Source organism: Caulobacter sp. UNC358MFTsu5.1 (assembly GCF_000712075.1).
Taxonomy (GTDB): Bacteria; Pseudomonadota; Alphaproteobacteria; order Caulobacterales; family Caulobacteraceae; genus Caulobacter.
In genome coordinates, this window is record NZ_JONW01000005.1 from 1,363,218 (window position 1) to 1,378,482 (window position 15,265).

Here is a 15,265-nt window from a genome sequence, read left to right on the forward strand (position 1 = left end):
ATGCCGGCTCCCATCCTCGTCTTCGGGCGCAACGGGCAGGTGGCGCAGGAACTGGCTCGGCTGGCCGACACCAGCGGCCGCGCCATGAGCTTCGCCGGACGCGAGACCCTCGACCTGGCCGATCACGGCGCCATCGAGGGCCTGGTGGCGGCCGTCGCGCCGGCGGCGGTGATCAACGCCGCGGCCTATACGGCGGTGGACCGCGCCGAAACCGAGACCGAGGCCGCCTACGCCCTCAACCGGGACGCCCCCGCGGCCATGGCCCGGGCCTGCGCGACCCGCGGCCTGCCCTTCGTGCATTTCTCGACCGACTATGTCTTCGACGGCGCGCTGGAGCGCCCCTATGTCGAGACCGACGCCACCGGCCCCACGGGCGTCTACGGCGCCAGCAAGCTGGCCGGTGAACAGGCCGTGGGCGCCGTCGGCGGCCTCGCCGCCGTGCTACGCACCTCCTGGGTCTACAGCCGCCACGGCGCGAACTTCGTGAAGACCATGCTGCGGCTGGCCGCCGACCGCGAGGAGCTGGGCGTGGTCGCCGACCAGCTGGGCCGCCCGACCTGGGCCCGCGACTGCGCCGAGGCGGCCTTGCGCACGGCGGACGCCCTGGCCGGGACGCCGACCCTGGCGGGCGTCTACCACCTGAGCGGCGCGGGCGACGCCACCTGGGCCGACCTGGCCTCGGCGGTCTTTGACATCTCGGCCTCGCGCGGGGGCCCGAGCGCCCGCGTCCGGCCGATCGCCACGGCCGACTATCCCACCCCCGCCCAGCGTCCGGCCAATTCGCGCCTGGACTGCGGGAAGTTCGAATCCGCGCTGGACTGGCGCGGCCGCCCCTGGCGCGACAGCCTGGCCGCCTGCATGACCGAGATGGAGCTCTAGTTGTCCATGAAGGGTATCGTCCTGGCCGGGGGCTCCGGCACCCGCCTGCATCCGCTCACGCGGGCGGTCTGCAAGCAGCTGTTGCCGATCTACGACAAGCCGATGGTCTACTACCCGATCAGCACCCTGATGCTGGCCGACATCCGCGACATCCTGATCATCTCCACGCCCAAGGACATCCCGCTGTTCAAGGACCTGCTGGGCGACGGCTCGGCCTGGGGCGTGCGGTTCCAGTACGCCGTGCAGGAGACGCCGCGCGGCCTGGCCGACGCCTTCATCGTCGGCCGAGAGTTCATCGGCGACGACAAGTGCGCCCTGGTTCTGGGCGACAACCTCTATTTCGGTCACGGCCTGAGCGAGATGCTGGCCGAAGCCGCCGCCTCCGACGTCGGGGCGACCGTCTTCGCCTACCATGTGCACGACCCCGAGCGGTACGGCGTGGTCGATTTCGACGCCGAGGGACGCGCGGTCTCCCTGGAGGAGAAGCCCGAAAAGCCGGCCTCGAACTGGGCGGTCACGGGTCTGTACTTCTACGACAACCAGGTCGTCGAAATGGCCCGCGACCTGCCGCCCTCGCCGCGCGGCGAGATCGAGATCACCGACATCAACCGGCTCTACATGAACCAGGGCCAGCTGTCGGTCTCCAAGCTGGGGCGCGGCTATGCCTGGCTGGACACCGGCACGCACGACAGCCTGGTCGAGGCCACCGAGTTCATCCGCGCCATCGAGAAGCGCCAGGGCCAGAAGGTCGGCTGCCCCGAGGAGATCGCGTTCGCCAAGGGTTGGCTCTCGCCCGACCAGCTGGCCGCCCTCGGAGAGGCCATGGGCAAGACCGAATACGGCCAGTACCTGGTCCGGCTGGCGCGGGGCTAGGCGGCCCCGGTCCACTCCGCCCGCACGGCCTCGTCGTCCTCGATGGCCGTCGCCGCGAGCCGCGCGAACGCCTCGGCGTCCAGCAACCGCCTCGCCGCCCACACCGCCGCGCCGCGCACCACCGGCGAGGGGTCGGCCAGCAGGGGCTCGACCGTCCGCATCGCCCCGGGATCGCCGCTGTTGCCGATCGCGTAGAGCACGTTGCGCACGAAGCGGTCGCGGCCGATGCGCTTGACCGGGCTCTTGCTGAACAGGGCCCGGAACGACGGGTCGTCCAGTCCCGCCAGCTCGGCCAGGGACGGACCCTTGAGGGTCTCGCGGGCGTGGAAGGCCATCTCGCTGGAGAGGCTGGCGAACTTGTTCCAGGGACAGGCCGCCAGGCAGTCGTCGCAGCCGTAGATGCGGTTGCCCAGGGCCGGGCGGAACTCGGTCGGGATCGGGCCCGACAGCTCGATCGTCAGGTACGAGATGCACCGCCGCGCATCCAGGCGGTTGGGCGCGGGGAAGGCGTTGGTCGGGCAGATGTCCAGGCAGGCGCTGCACGAGCCGCAGTGGTCGCGCTCGGGCGGATCGGCGGGCAGGTCCAGGGTGGTCAGCACGCTGCCCAGGAACAGCCACGAGCCGAACTGGCGCGAGACCAGGTTGGTGTGCTTGCCCTGCCAGCCCAGGCCGGCGCGCTGGGCCAGGGGCTTCTCCATCAGGGGCGCGGTGTCGACGAACACCTTCACCTCGCCGCCGAACCGGCCGTGCATCCAGCGGGCCAGGGCCTTGAGCCGCTTCTTGATCACCTCGTGATAGTCGTCGCCCTGGGCGTAGACGCTGATCGCGGCGCGGGACCGGTCCTCCAGGGCCAGCAGCGGATCGTGCTCGGGGCCGTAGTTGACGCCCAGCACCACCGCCGTCGTCGCGTCCCGCCACATGGCCGTGGGGTGGGAACGCCGGTCCAGCGTCTCCTCCATCCAGCCCATGGCCCCATGGAAGCCCTCGGCCACGAATTCGCGCAGCCAGCCGCCGTTGGGCCAGGCGTCGCTGGCGCTGGCGAACCCGCAGGTGTCGAAGCCCAGCCGAAGGGCTTCGGCTCGGATATCGTCCCGCAAGGTCTCGTTCGGGTGGCTAGAAGTCGAGATCGTCATAGTGCGCGACCGGCGCCAGGCCCGGCCAGCGATCGGCCAGGATGGGTCGGAAGGCGGGCCTGGACTTCAGCTTCATGTACCAGGTCTTGGTGATCGGGAAGTCCTTCCACGGCACGTCGCCGAAATAGTCGATCACCGACAGGTGGGCGGCGGCGGCGAAGTCGGCCAGGCTCATGCGGCGGCCGGCCAGCCAGTCGCGGGTGTTCAGCAGGCCTTCGATGTAGTCCATGTGCGCGCGCAGGGCGTCGCGGCCCCGGCGCAGCGACGACAGGTCCGGCGCGCCCAGCCGCAGCAGGCGCTTCTCCATCTTCTCGTGCAGCAGGAAGCCGTTGACCTCGTTGTCGAACTTTCGGTCGAACCACTGCAGCAGGCGGCGCGCCTCGGCCCGCTCGCCCGGCTCGCGGCCCAGCAGGGCGGGCTCGGGGTCCTGCTCCTCGATGTGCTCGAGGATCGCGCGGCTCTCGGCCACCACCGTGGTGCGCTGGTGCTTGGTCTCGACCAGCACCGGCGGCACGCCCGACGGGTTCAGCTTCAGGAACGCCTCCGGCCCTTCCCAATAGCGGACCTGCACCTCGACGAACGGCAGGCGCTTCTCGCCCAGGGCGAGGCGCACCTGGCGCGAGGCCGGGTCCAGGGGGAAGTGGTGAAGGGTTCGTTCGACGCTCATGCCCACGCGCATTCAGGCTGCATCGTTCGATCGATGCGCCGTTTTGTTTAACAAGAACTTGCTGAACGCCGGTCTTCCGCCGACTTCACGGCCAAAATCAGGTCGTTGGACCTGACTCTTGACCTGGACCGCGGACCTTAACTCTTAAGGTCAAGCTTTGGCGTTCATCCGGCCGATCAGATTGGTCGTGCTCTGGCCCGCCTTCAGCTCGGCCAGCAGCACCTTGCCGCCATAGGCCAGCACCACGTCGGAGCCGACCACGGTCTCCACCGTGTAGTCGGCGCCCTTGACCAGCACGTCCGGGCGGAAGGCCTTGATCAGGTTCAGCGGCGTCTGCTCGTCGAACAGCACCACCAGGTCCACGGCCGACAGCGAGGCCAGGACGGTGGCGCGGCCGCCCTCCTTCTGCACCGGCCGGGTCGGGCCCTTCAGGCGCTGGACCGAGGCGTCGGTGTTGAGGCCGACGATCAGCCGGTCGCAGGCGGCCTTGGCCTGGGCCAGCAGCGAGACGTGGCCGGGGTGCAGCAGGTCGAAGCAGCCGTTGGTGAAGCCCACCTTCAGCCCCCGCGCCCGCCAGCCGGCGACGATGGCCAGGGCCCCGTCCAGGTCGGCGATCTTGTCGGCGATGGGGTCGGCGTGCTCGCCCCGGGCCGCCTCGACCAGCTCGTCGGCGGTGACCACGTCGGTGCCCAGCTTGGCCACCACCAGCCCCGCGGCCAGGTTGGCCAGGCGGGCCGCATCCAGCGGACGCGCGCCCTTGGCCAGCGACAAGGCCAGGGTCGCGGCCACGGTGTCGCCGGCGCCCGAGACGTCGAACACCTCCAGGGCCGTGGCCGGCAGGTGGACGGGCGCCTCGCCGCGCACGGCCAGGGTCATGCCCGCCCCGCCCCGGGTGATCAGGGCGGCGGCCAGGTTGGGGGCCGTGGCCAGGATGGCGTCGGCGGCCTCGGCGGCGGCTTCATCCCCGGCCCCGGCGATCCCGGTGGCCTCGGCGGCCTCGCGGCGGTTGGGCTTGATCAGCGTGGCGCCGTCATAGCGGCTGAAGTCGCGGCTCTTGGGATCGACGATCACCGGCTTGCCGGCGGCGTTGGCGGCGGCGATGGCGGCCTTCAGCACCACCGGCGTCAGCACGCCCTTGGCGTAGTCGGACAGCACCACCACGTCGACCTCGCGCAGGTGAGCCTCGAACGCCTTCAGCAGGGCCTGGCCGTCGGCCTCGCCCCGGTCCTCGCGATCGGCGCGCAGCATCTGGTGCGAGCCGGAGATGTAGCGGGTCTTCTCGGTGGTGCGGCGCTTGGCGTCGACGATCAGGGCCGCGTCCAGGCTGGGTTCGCGATCGATCAGGCCCAGCAGCGTCCGGCCCGCGTCGTCGTCGCCGACCACGCCCACCAGCACCGCCCGGCCGCCCAGGGCCGCGACGTTGCGGGCCACGTTGCCGGCCCCGCCCAGCATCGCCGTCTCGCGCTCGATGGCGATCACCGGCACCGGGGCCTCGGGCGAGATGCGGTCCACCGCCCCGTAGACGAAGCGGTCCAGCATCACGTCGCCCAGCACCAGCACGGTGGCGCCCGAAAAGGTCGGCGGAAGCTTGGCCAGGGTGTCGTCCATCAGGTCGGTCGCTCTAACGTCTCGGAAGAAGCGCCATTTGGCCCCGCGGAGCCGTCGGGGCAAGCCTTCAGAACGGCTCGACCTCGCTGAAGGCCCCCGCGTGCGGCTCGGCGAGGCCGCGCGGGTCGGGATGCAGCAGGATGTCGGCGGTCGGGAAGGCCTCCAGCACCCGCGCCTCGGCCTCGACCATCAGGGTGTGGGCCAGGACCAGGGGCGTCTCGGCGTCGAAGTCCATGTGGGCCTGGACGTGGACGAACGGGCCCGAGGCCCGGGTGCGCAACTGGTGCACGCCCATCACCCGGGGGTCGGCGGTCAGCAGGACCAGGATGCGGGCGCGGTCCTCGTCGGCCAGTTCGCGGTCCATCAGCTGGTGGCTGGCCTCGCGGAACACCCCCATCGCGCCCCAGACCAGCCAGGCGGCGACGACCAGGCCGGCGGCGGCGTCCACCCAGGTCAGGCCCAGGAACCCGGCGGCGGCGATGCCGGCCAGGCTGACGGCGTTGGACGCCAGGTCGGCGGCGTAGTGGGCCTTGTCGCCCGACACCGCCACCGAGCGGGTACGCTTCATCACCTCGGCCTGGGCGCGGATCAGGGCCAGGGTCAGGAGGATCGAGACGACCATGACGCCGATGCCCAGCCCTTCGGCGGCGATCGGCTTGGGATGCAGCAGGCCCCGGATGGCCTCCTGGCCGATCAGGGCGCCCGAGGCGAAGACCAGGCCCGCCTGGGTCAGGCTGGAGAAGGCCTCGGCCTTGCCGTGGCCGAACCGGTGCTCGGCGTCCGGCGGCTCGGCGGCGTAGCGCACGGCGTAGAAGGTGATCAGCGAGGCGATCAGGTCCAGCCCGCTGTCGGCCAGCGAGGCCAGCATGGCCACCGAATGGCCGGCCAGCCAGGCCGCGCCCTTGATCACGATCAGCACGGTCGCCACCCCCACCGACAGGGCGGTGACCCGGCGGGTGAGCTTGGCGGACTCGGCGGCGGTCAGGGCGGGGACGGGAGCAACGGACATGCACGCTGTTTAGCAAGGGCGGCGATGCAGCCCCAGCGAGAACGACTCGCGGTGGACAAAGGAGGGGACACACAATCACGGCAAGACCATGCAGGATCGGCTCGGACCGTGGCGTGAGTGTGTGTCCCCCGTTTCACCCCCTAGGCCGCCGCCTTGGTCCTGGGCCCCACATAGACCGACTGCGGGCGCACCAGCTTGCCGGTGGCCAGCTGTTCGCGGGCGTGGGCGATCCAGCCGGCGGTGCGGCCCATGGCGAAGACGCAGGTGAAGCTCTTGGGCGGCAGGCCCAGGGCCTCCAGCAGGACAGCGGTGTAGAACTCGACATTGGTGTCCAGCGGCCGGTCGGGCTTGTGGTCGCGCAGGATCCGCAGGGCGGCCTGCTCGACGCTCTCGGCGAAGGCCAGGCGGCCGGGCACGGCGTTGGACGTCTGGGCCAGCTGGCGGATCGCCGCCTTCAGCGCGTCGGCGCGCGGGTCGCGGACCCGGTAGATGCGGTGGCCGAAGCCCATCAGCCGGTCGCCGCGCGCCAGGGACGCCAGCAGCCAGGCCTCGGCGTTGTCGGGCGCGCCGATGGCGTCCAGCATCTCGATTACCGGACCGGGCGCGCCGCCATGCAGCGGGCCCTTCAGGGCCGAGATCCCGGCCAGCACCGCCGAGGTCAGGCCGGCGCGGGTGGAGGCCACCACCCGGGCGGCGAAGGTCGAGGCGTTCAGCCCGTGGTCGCAGACCGTGACCAGATAGGCGTCCAGCGCCCTCGCCTCCCCGTCCGTGGCCGGGACGCCGCGCGTCATGCGCAGCATGTCGGCCGCGTGCGACAGGGCCGGGTCCGGGGCGACCGGCGACTGGCCGCCGGCGACGCGCAGCACGGCGGGGGTGAAGACGGCCGGGGCGGCCAGCAGCAGCAGGGCCGTGTCCAGCCCGTCGCCGTCGGGCAGGCGGGCGATCAGGGCGCGGACGGCCTCGACCGGATCGCGCCGGGCCAGGCCCTCGTCCAGGGCGGCCACCTCGGCGAAGGCGCGGGCGCGGGCGGCGCCGAGGGCCGGGGCAAGGTCGGACGGCAGGTCGTCGAAGAAGCCGTCGAGCAGCAGGTGGGCGACGCCCTCGAACCCGGCGCGGTGGGCCAGGTCCTCGACGGCGTAGCCCCGGATCGTCAGGCGACCGGCCTGGCCGTCGACGTCGGACAGCACGGTGTGGGCGGCGACGACGCCTTCCAGACCTTCCGCGACGAAGCCGGCATGTTGGGCGGCAGTAAGACCCTTGGACATGGATGAGGTCTCCTTTCGCCGCGCAATCCACGACTCCGGAGCTTGATCGTCAATCTTGATCAATGTAATCAATATAAATGGCCGAATGGATCGACGCGGAACAGGCGATGGCGACGCTGGGGGTGCGGGCCCAGACCCTGTACGCCTATGTCAGCCGGGGCCGGGTGGGCGCGGTCGCCCATCCCGACGATCCGCGCCGCAGCCTCTATCGCGCCTCCGACGTCGCGGCCCTGGCGGCCAAGAAGGCCCGGGGCCGGCGCGCCGCCGACGTGGCGGCCGAGGCCATCGCCTGGGGCGAGCCGGTCCTGCCCTCGGCGATCACCACGGTCGAGGGCGGGCGGCTGTTCTATCGCGGCCAGGGCGCCGTCGACCTGGCCCGCATGCACAGCCTGGAGCAGGTGGCCCGCCTGCTGCGCGGCGGCCACGGCGCGCCGCTGACCGGTCCGGAGCCCAAGAAACCCAAGAAGGGCGAGACGCCCCGCGCGCGCCTGTTCTCGACCCTGGCCGCCCGGGCCGGGATCGACCCGCCCGCGCGGGGCCGCGCGCCCCTCGCCCTGGCCATGGAGGCGGCCGGACTGCTGGAAGCCGCCGCCGACGCCGTGGCCGGCTCGATCGGCGACGGCCCGATCCACCAGCGCCTGGCCGAGGCCTGGGGCCTGGACGCCCAGGGCGCCGACCTGGTCCGCCGGAGCCTGGTGCTGCTGGCCGACCACGAGCTGAACGCCTCGACCTTCGCGGTGCGGGTGGCGGCCTCGACCGGGGCGTCGCTGGCGGCGGCGTCCCTGGCCGGGCTGGCGGCGCTGTCGGGGCCCCTGCACGGCGGCATGGCGGCGCGGGTCGAGATGTTCGTCGACGAGGCCGAGCGGCGCGGACCAGCTCGAGCCGTGGCCGAGCGCCTGGCCCAGGGGGCGGCCATGCCGGGCTTTGGCCATCCGCTCTATCCAGACGGCGACCCGCGTGCGGCGGCCCTGCTGGACGCGTTCAAGGTCCCGCCGATGCTGGCGGAGCTGCGCGCCGAGACGGAAGGCGCGACGGGCCTGGCGCCGAACATCGACTTCGCCCTGGTGGCCCTGGCCCGCACCCTGGCCCTGCCGGCGGACGCGCCGTTCAGCCTGTTCGCCGTCGGACGGATGGCGGGCTGGCACGCCCACGCGATCGAGCAGCTGCAGACGGGAAAGCTGATCCGGCCCCGGGCGCGGTATGTGGGCGTGCGGCCGGCGTCCTGATCCCTACGACCCGGGCCCGTTCAGGTCCTGGAGCCCCTCACTGATCTTCAGGAACGCCTCGATGTCGCTGTCGCGCACGACGAAGGCCTTGTATTCCGGACCTGCGCCGCACCGCTCCACGGCGGCCCTGATCGTGCGCCGCAAGGCGTCGCGGACCAGCCGGACGCGCGCCGCACCGGGCCTGTTCAAGGCCCTTAGCGAAAGGCCCGATTGGCTGACGAGAGGCGAGCAGCCTTGGACGCCGTCGACAACCGTATAGGCCTCGTTCGCCGTCCGGACGATGATCAGCCGCGCCCCGCCGACCGAAGCCCTGGCGGAACAGCCTTCGACATGGTTCCAGCTCGTGAAGCTTCCGTCGCGTACGCACGTCAGCGCCCACGGACCGATCTTCCCAAGATCATGGGGATCGTCCCAACCCGGCCCGGGCTCGGCCTGGATCGTCGCCGCCGCGACCAGGATCATCAGGGCGGACAGCATGGACCTCTTCGGTTGAGAGGCCCATGCTAACCCATCTGCAAAGTGGCGCTAGGCCCGCTCGTGCACGGCCTCTTCCGCCGCCAGCGGCTGCGGCAGACGCGAGACCATCTCCTTCGGGCACACCTGCCAGAACAGGTCGCGCACGCGGTCCCAGTCGCGGATCAGGCTTTCGGCGAAGGCCGAGTCCGTTTCGCGGGCGTGTTCGGCCAGCAGCGAGCGCAGCACGCCTTCCCAATAGGGCGAGGCCAGGCGCTGGACCAGGATGCTCTCGGGATTGACCTGGCTCTCGAACCGGCCGTGCTGGTCCAGGACGAAGGCCATGCCGCCGGTCATGCCGGCCCCGAAGTTGCCGCCCGTCGGGCCCAGGATCACCACCTGGCCGCCGGTCATGTACTCGCAGCCGTTGGCGCCGCAGCCCTCGACCACCGTGGTGGCGCCCGAGTTGCGGACCGCGAAGCGCTCGCCGGCCTGGCCGGCCGCGAACAGACGGCCCGAGGTGGCCCCGAACAGCACGGTGTTGCCGATCAGGGTGTTGGTCTCGGGCGCCGCCAGGCCGCGGGCCGGCTTGATGACGATCGTCGCGCCCGACAGGCCCTTGCCGACATAGTCGTTGGCCTCGCCGGTCAGCTCGATGCGCAGGCCCTGGACCGCGAAGGCCCCCAGGCTCTGGCCGGCCGAGCCCTTGAGCTGGACGGTCAGGTGGCCGGCGGGCAGGCCCTTCATGCCGAACTTGCGCACGATGTGGCTGGACGTGCGCGAGCCGATCGAGCGGGCGGTGCTGCGGACCGTGTAGGTCAGCTGCATCTTCTCGCCGCGCTCCAGCAGAGGCGCCGCGTCGCGGACGATCTGGGCGTCCAGGGTGTCCGGAACCGCGTTGCGGCCTTCGACCGTGCAGTAGGGCTTGTTCTGGCCGGGGTCGGCGCGGACCAGCAGCGGGTTCAGGTCGAGGTCGTCCAGGTGCTCGCCGCCGCGCGACACCTGCGCCAGCAGGTCGGTGCGGCCGACGATCTCCTGCAGGCTCTTGAAGCCCAGGCCCGCCAGGATCTCGCGGACCTCTTCGGCCACGAAGCTGAACAGGTTGATGACCTTCTCCGGCGTGCCGGTGAACTTGGCGCGCAGGGCCTCGTCCTGGGTGCAGACGCCCACGGGGCAGGTGTTGGAGTGGCACTGGCGAACCATGATGCAGCCCATGGCCACCAGCGAGGCGGTGCCGATGCCGAACTCCTCGGCGCCCAGCATGGCGGCGATGACCACGTCGCGGCCGGTGCGGATGCCGCCGTCCGTGCGCAGCACCACCGAGTGGCGCAGGTTGTTCAGGGTCAGGACCTGGTTGGCCTCCGACAGGCCCATCTCCCACGGACCGCCGGCATACTTGACCGAGGTCTGCGAGGAGGCGCCGGTGCCGCCGACATTGCCGGCCACCAGGATGACGTCGGCCTTGGCCTTGGCCACGCCGGCCGCGATCGCGCCGATGCCGGTGGCGGCCACCAGCTTCACCGTGACCCGGGCGATCGGGTTGATCTGCTTCAGGTCGTAGATGAGCTGGGCCAGGTCCTCGATCGAATAGATGTCGTGGTGCGGCGGCGGGCTGATCAGCATCACGCCGGGGGTGGCGTGGCGCAGACGTGCAATCATCTCCGTGACCTTGAAGCCAGGAAGTTGCCCGCCCTCGCCGGGCTTGGCGCCCTGGGCGACCTTGATCTCGATCTCGCGGCACTGGTTCAGATATTCGGCGGTGACGCCGAACCGGCCCGAGGCCACCTGCTTGATGGCGCTGTTGGGGTTGTCGCCGTTCGGCAGGGGCTTGTAGCGCGCCGAGTCCTCGCCGCCCTCGCCCGACACCGACTTGGCGCCGATACGGTTCATGGCGATGTTCAGCACGCCGTGCGCCTCGGGGCCCAGGGCGCCCAGGCTCATGCCGGGGGTGACGAAGCGCTTGCGGATCTCGTTGACGCTCTCGACGTCGTCGGTCGAGATCGGGTTGCGATCCGAGCGCCAGTCCAGGAGGTCGCGCAGCTGGATCGGCTTCTGGGTGCGCAGGCCGTTGGACCAGCGGCGATAGAGCTCGAAATCGCCGGTGTCGCAGGCGCTCTGCAGGGTGTGGATCAGGCGCGCCTCGAAGGCGTGGGCCTCGCCCGACCGACGCAGCTTGTACAACCCGCCGACCGGCAGGGTCACGGCCGGCTCGCCCCAGGCCTTGCGGTGCAGCTCGACCGACTTGGTCTCGATGCCGGCCAGGCCGATGCCCGAGATGCGCGAGGGCATGCCCGGGAAGAACTCGGCCGCCAGGGCGCGCGACAGGCCGACGGCTTCGAAGTTGTAGCCGCCGCGGTACGAGGAGATGACGCTGATGCCCATCTTGGAGATGATCTTCAGCAGGCCGCCCTCGATGGCCGTCTTGAAGTTGATGCAGACGTCGCGCAGCGACTTGTCGCCGACCAGGCCGCGCTCCAGGCGGTCCTGGAAGCTTTCCTGGGCCAGATAGGCGTTGACCGCCGTGGCGCCGACGCCGACCAGCACCGCGAAATAGTGCGTGTCCAGGCACTCGGCCGAGCGGACGATGATCGAGACGTACGACCGCAGGCCCTTGGCCACCAGGTGGGCGTGGACGCCGCCGGTGGCCAGGATCATCGGCAGGGCCACGCGCTCGGCGTTGCTGCCCTCGTCGGTCAGGACGATGGCGCCGCAGCCGCGCAGCACCGCATCCTCGGCCTCGGCCCGGATGCGGTCCAGGTTGGCGCGCAGGGCGTCGCCGTCGCGCGCTTCCGGGGCCGGCAGCGGCATGGTGCAGTCGATGACGGCGACGTTCTTCTGGCCCAGCAGGCCATGGATGCGCTCGTACATGCCGGTGGTCAGGACCGGGCTTTCCAGCACGTAGACGTCGGCCTGGGCCGCGTCCTGCGCCAGGATGTTGCCCAGGTTCTTGAACCGGGTCTTCAGGCTCATGACGCCGGTCTCCCGCAGGGGGTCGATCGGCGGGTTGGTCACCTGGCTGAAGTTCTGGCGGAAGAAGTGGCTGAGCGGCCGGTACTTTTCCGACAGCACGGCCAGGGGCGCGTCGTCGCCCATCGAGCCGACGGCTTCCTTGCCTTCCTCGACCATCGGGGCCAGGACCATTTCCAGGTCCTCCAGCGAGAAGCCGGCGGCGGCCTGGCGGCGGGTCAGCTCCTCGCGGCCGTACTTGCGCGGCTCGGGGCCGGGGCCGATCTCCTTTTCGAGATCGACCATGTTGCCCAGCCAGTCGGTATAGGGGTGGCGGCCGGCCAGTTCGTCGATGATCTCGTCTTCGCCGTAGAGCTTGCCGCCCGCCAGGTCGATGGCGATCATCCGGCCCGGCGAGATCGCCAGCTTGCGGGTGATGCGGCTTTCCTCGACGCCGCACATGCCGGCTTCCGAGCCCATGATCACCAGGCCGTCGTCGGTATAGGCCACGCGCAGCGGGCGCAGGCCCGAGCGGTCCTTGCCGGCCACGACCCAGCGGCCGTCGGTGGCGCACAGGGCGGCCGGGCCGTCCCACGGCTCCATCACCGCGTTGCAGTAGCTGTAGAGGGCCTTGTGCTCGGCCTTCTGGTTGGGGTTGGAGGCTTCCGGCACCAGCAGGGTCTTGGCCATGGGCGCGTCGCGGCCGGCCCGGACCAGCACCTCGAAGGTGTTGTCCAGGTTGGCCGAGTCCGAACCGCCCGGCTGGATCACCGGCTTCACGTCGTCCCCGAACTCGCCGAAGGCGTCGGCCGCCATCTTGATCTCGTGGGACTTCATCCAGTTGATGTTGCCCTTGATGGTGTTGATCTCACCATTGTGGGCCAGCATCCGGAACGGCTGGGCCAGGCGCCATTGCGGGAAGGTGTTGGTCGAATAGCGCTGGTGGAAGATCGCCACCGCCGCGGCGAAGCGATCGTCCTTCAGATCGGGATAGAACTCGTCGATGTGTTCGGCCAGGAACATGCCCTTGTAGATCAGGGACTTGGCCGAGAACGAGCAGATGTAGAAGTCGCTGATGTTCTGGGCGTGCACGCGCTTCTCGATGCGCTTGCGGCACAGGAACAGGGCGCGCTCCAGGGCCTCGCCCTCCAGGCCCGCCGGGGCGGCCAGCATGATCTGCTCGATTTCCGGACGCGTGGCGTTGGCCTTCTCGCCGATCACCGAGGTGTCGACCGGCACCTGGCGCCAGCCGTAGATGTAGAAGCCGAAGCGAAGCGCTTCCGCCTCGACGATCGTGCGGCAGGCCTCCTGGGCGCCCAGGTCGGTGCGCGGCAGGAAGACCTGGCCGACGGCGATCGGACCCTGGCGCAGGGCGTGGCCGGTGCGGCGCACCTGGTCGACGAAGAAGTCCTGCGGGACGGAGACCAGCACGCCGGCGCCGTCGCCGGTCTTGCCGTCGGCGTCGACCGCGCCCCGGTGCCACAGGGCCTTGAGGGCCTTGATCGCCAGTTCGACGACCTCGCGGCGCGGCTGGCCGTCGATGGCGCAGACCAGGCCCACGCCGCACGCGTCGCGCTCGGTCGAGGGGTCGTAGGCGTGGCCGTCGATCAGGGCCTGGCGGTTCTTCAGATAGAGGTCCATCTCGCTCATGGTCTTGGTTCCTCTCTCTTATTCCGCCGCGATCAGCGCGGGGGCGCCGACCTTGGCCTGCAGATAACGGTGCATGGCGTCGGCGGCGTCGCGGCCGTCCTTGATCGCCCAGACCACCAGCGAAGCGCCGCGCACGATGTCGCCGGCCGCGAACACGCCGTCCAGATTGGTCATCTGGTGGCGGACGTCGGCCTTGACCGTGCCCCAGCGCGTGACCTTCAGGTCGGGCGCCGACCACAGCTCGGGCAGGTTCTCGGGCTCGAAGCCCAGGGCCTTGACCACCAGCTGGGCCGGACGGTCGAAGTCGCCGCCCTCGATCTCTTCCGGGGTCTGGCGGCCCGAGGCGTCCGGGGCGCCCAGGCGCATGCGGATGGCGCGCACGCCCGTCACGGCCTCGGCGTCGCCGCCCAGGGCGCGCGGCGCGGCCAGCCATTCGAAGGTCACGCCCTCTTCCTCCGCGTTGGCGACCTCGCGCAGCGAGCCGGGCATGTTGGCCTTGTCGCGGCGATAGAGGCAGGTGACCGAGGTCGCGCCCTGGCGGATCGCCGTGCGCACGCAGTCCATGGCGGTGTCGCCGCCGCCGACCACGACCACGTCCTTGCCGGCCGCGTTCAGCTCGCCGCTGTCATAGGCCGGGACGTCGTCGCCCAGCGTCTTCTTGTTGGAGGCGATCAGGTAGTCGAGCGAGGCGACCACGCCCTTGGCGCCCGAGCCCGGCGCGACCAGGTCGCGCGCGGCGTAGACGCCCACGGCGATCAGCACGGCGTCATGCTTTTCGCGCAGGTCTTCCAGCGTGGCGTCCTTGCCGACCTCGAAGCCCAGCTTGAATTCGACGCCGCCGTCGGCCAGGCGCCGGGTGCGGCGCTCGACGACGTCCTTCTCCAGCTTGAAGCCGGGGATGCCGTAGATCAGCAGGCCGCCGGCCCGGTCGTGGCGGTCGTAGACGGTGACGGCGTAGCCTTCCTCGCGCAGCTTCTCGGCGGCGGCCAGGCCGGCCGGGCCCGCGCCGATGATCCCCACCGACTGGCCGCGGTCGGCCTTGGCCACGAGCGGCTTCACCCAGCCCATCTCCCAGGCCTTGTCGGTCAGGTAGCGTTCGACCGAGCCGATCGTCACGGTGCCGTGACCCGACTGCTCTATGACGCAGTTGCCTTCGCAGAGACGATCTTGCGGGCAAATCCTGCCGCAAACCTCCGGCATGGAGTTGGTGGCCTGCGACAGCTGGTAGGCCTCTTCCAGGCGGCCCTCGGCCGTCATCCGCAGCCAGTCGGGGATGTTGTTGTGCAGGGGGCAGTGGGTTTGGCAGAACGGCACGCCGCATTGCGAGCAACGCGAGGCCTGCTCGGTGGCTTTCGCGTCGATGAAGTCGGCGTAGATCTCGTGGAAGTCGCCGTTGCGCTCAGCCGCCGAACGCTTTTCGGGCGTTTTGCGGGCCACGGTCGTGAATTTCAGCATGCGCTCGGCCATGCGACTTCCCTCGTCCCCGCTGCCGGGGAAAAATTTGCGTGCGCGGGCCTCATACGGACTCTTCGCGGCAAGAAGAATGCGTTTGTCAA

General features: G+C 70.9%; 11 protein-coding genes. 3 read left to right on the forward strand and 8 right to left on the reverse strand.

The window, feature by feature from the left end:
- Together rfbD and rfbA are read left to right on the forward strand one after the other, a co-directional pair.
- A complete protein-coding gene (gene rfbD, locus BR39_RS0108245; protein ID WP_029909678.1) occupies nt 1-879 on the forward strand; it encodes a dTDP-4-dehydrorhamnose reductase in 879 nt (292 codons plus the stop codon).
- A 6-nt stretch (nt 880-885) separates the two neighbouring features.
- A complete protein-coding gene (gene rfbA, locus BR39_RS0108250; RefSeq protein WP_029909681.1) occupies nt 886-1,752 on the forward strand; it encodes a glucose-1-phosphate thymidylyltransferase RfbA in 867 nt (288 codons plus the stop codon).
- Here the strand turns inward: rfbA and queG are convergent.
- From queG to BR39_RS0108275, 5 genes are all read right to left on the reverse strand, one after another.
- Nucleotides 1,749-2,885 (reverse strand): tRNA epoxyqueuosine(34) reductase QueG, encoded by a 1,137-nt coding sequence (gene queG, locus BR39_RS0108255; RefSeq protein ID WP_029909684.1) that lies wholly within the window; start codon nt 2,883-2,885, stop codon nt 1,749-1,751. The genes rfbA and queG overlap by 4 nt on opposite strands.
- Nucleotides 2,866-3,552 (reverse strand): glutathione S-transferase family protein, encoded by a 687-nt coding sequence (locus tag BR39_RS0108260; RefSeq protein ID WP_029909688.1) that lies wholly within the window; start codon nt 3,550-3,552, stop codon nt 2,866-2,868. Before BR39_RS0108260 ends, queG begins: the two co-directional genes overlap by 20 nt.
- A 150-nt stretch (nt 3,553-3,702) precedes the next feature.
- Nucleotides 3,703-5,160 (reverse strand): D-glycero-beta-D-manno-heptose-7-phosphate kinase, encoded by a 1,458-nt coding sequence (gene rfaE1 / locus BR39_RS0108265; RefSeq protein WP_029909691.1) that lies wholly within the window; start codon nt 5,158-5,160, stop codon nt 3,703-3,705.
- A gap of 67 nt (nt 5,161-5,227) precedes the next feature.
- Nucleotides 5,228-6,169, reverse strand: a complete 942-nt coding sequence (locus BR39_RS0108270) for a cation diffusion facilitator family transporter (RefSeq protein ID WP_029909695.1) — start codon at nt 6,167-6,169, stop codon at nt 5,228-5,230.
- A gap of 140 nt (nt 6,170-6,309) precedes the next feature.
- The gene (locus BR39_RS0108275) at nt 6,310-7,434 is read right to left on the reverse strand and encodes a citrate synthase/methylcitrate synthase (RefSeq protein ID WP_051695282.1); all 1,125 of its coding nucleotides are present in this window, start codon (nt 7,432-7,434) and stop codon (nt 6,310-6,312) included.
- A 77-nt stretch (nt 7,435-7,511) separates the two neighbouring features.
- On the opposite strand from BR39_RS0108275, the gene BR39_RS0108280 reads away from it, so the two are divergent.
- On the forward strand, nt 7,512-8,660 hold the full coding sequence (locus BR39_RS0108280) for a citrate synthase (RefSeq protein WP_029909702.1): 1,149 nt from the start codon (nt 7,512-7,514) through the stop codon (nt 8,658-8,660).
- Between the two features lie 3 nt (nt 8,661-8,663).
- Here BR39_RS0108280 and BR39_RS0108285 read toward each other — a convergent pair whose 3' ends face one another.
- Genes BR39_RS0108285 through BR39_RS0108295 form a run of 3 tightly spaced genes read right to left on the reverse strand, consistent with a single transcriptional unit; the run spans nt 8,664 to nt 15,176 of the window.
- Nucleotides 8,664-9,137, reverse strand: a complete 474-nt coding sequence (locus BR39_RS0108285) for a hypothetical protein (protein WP_029909705.1) — start codon at nt 9,135-9,137, stop codon at nt 8,664-8,666.
- A 48-nt stretch (nt 9,138-9,185) separates the two neighbouring features.
- Entirely contained in the window at nt 9,186-13,709 is a 4,524-nt protein-coding gene (gltB, locus tag BR39_RS0108290) for a glutamate synthase large subunit (protein WP_029909707.1), read from the reverse strand.
- Nucleotides 13,710-13,727: 18 nt separating this feature from the next.
- Nucleotides 13,728-15,176, reverse strand: coding sequence for an NAD(P)-dependent oxidoreductase (locus tag BR39_RS0108295; RefSeq protein WP_029909709.1), 1,449 nt, complete (start codon nt 15,174-15,176; stop codon nt 13,728-13,730).
- Nucleotides 15,177-15,265 lie beyond the last annotated feature (89 nt).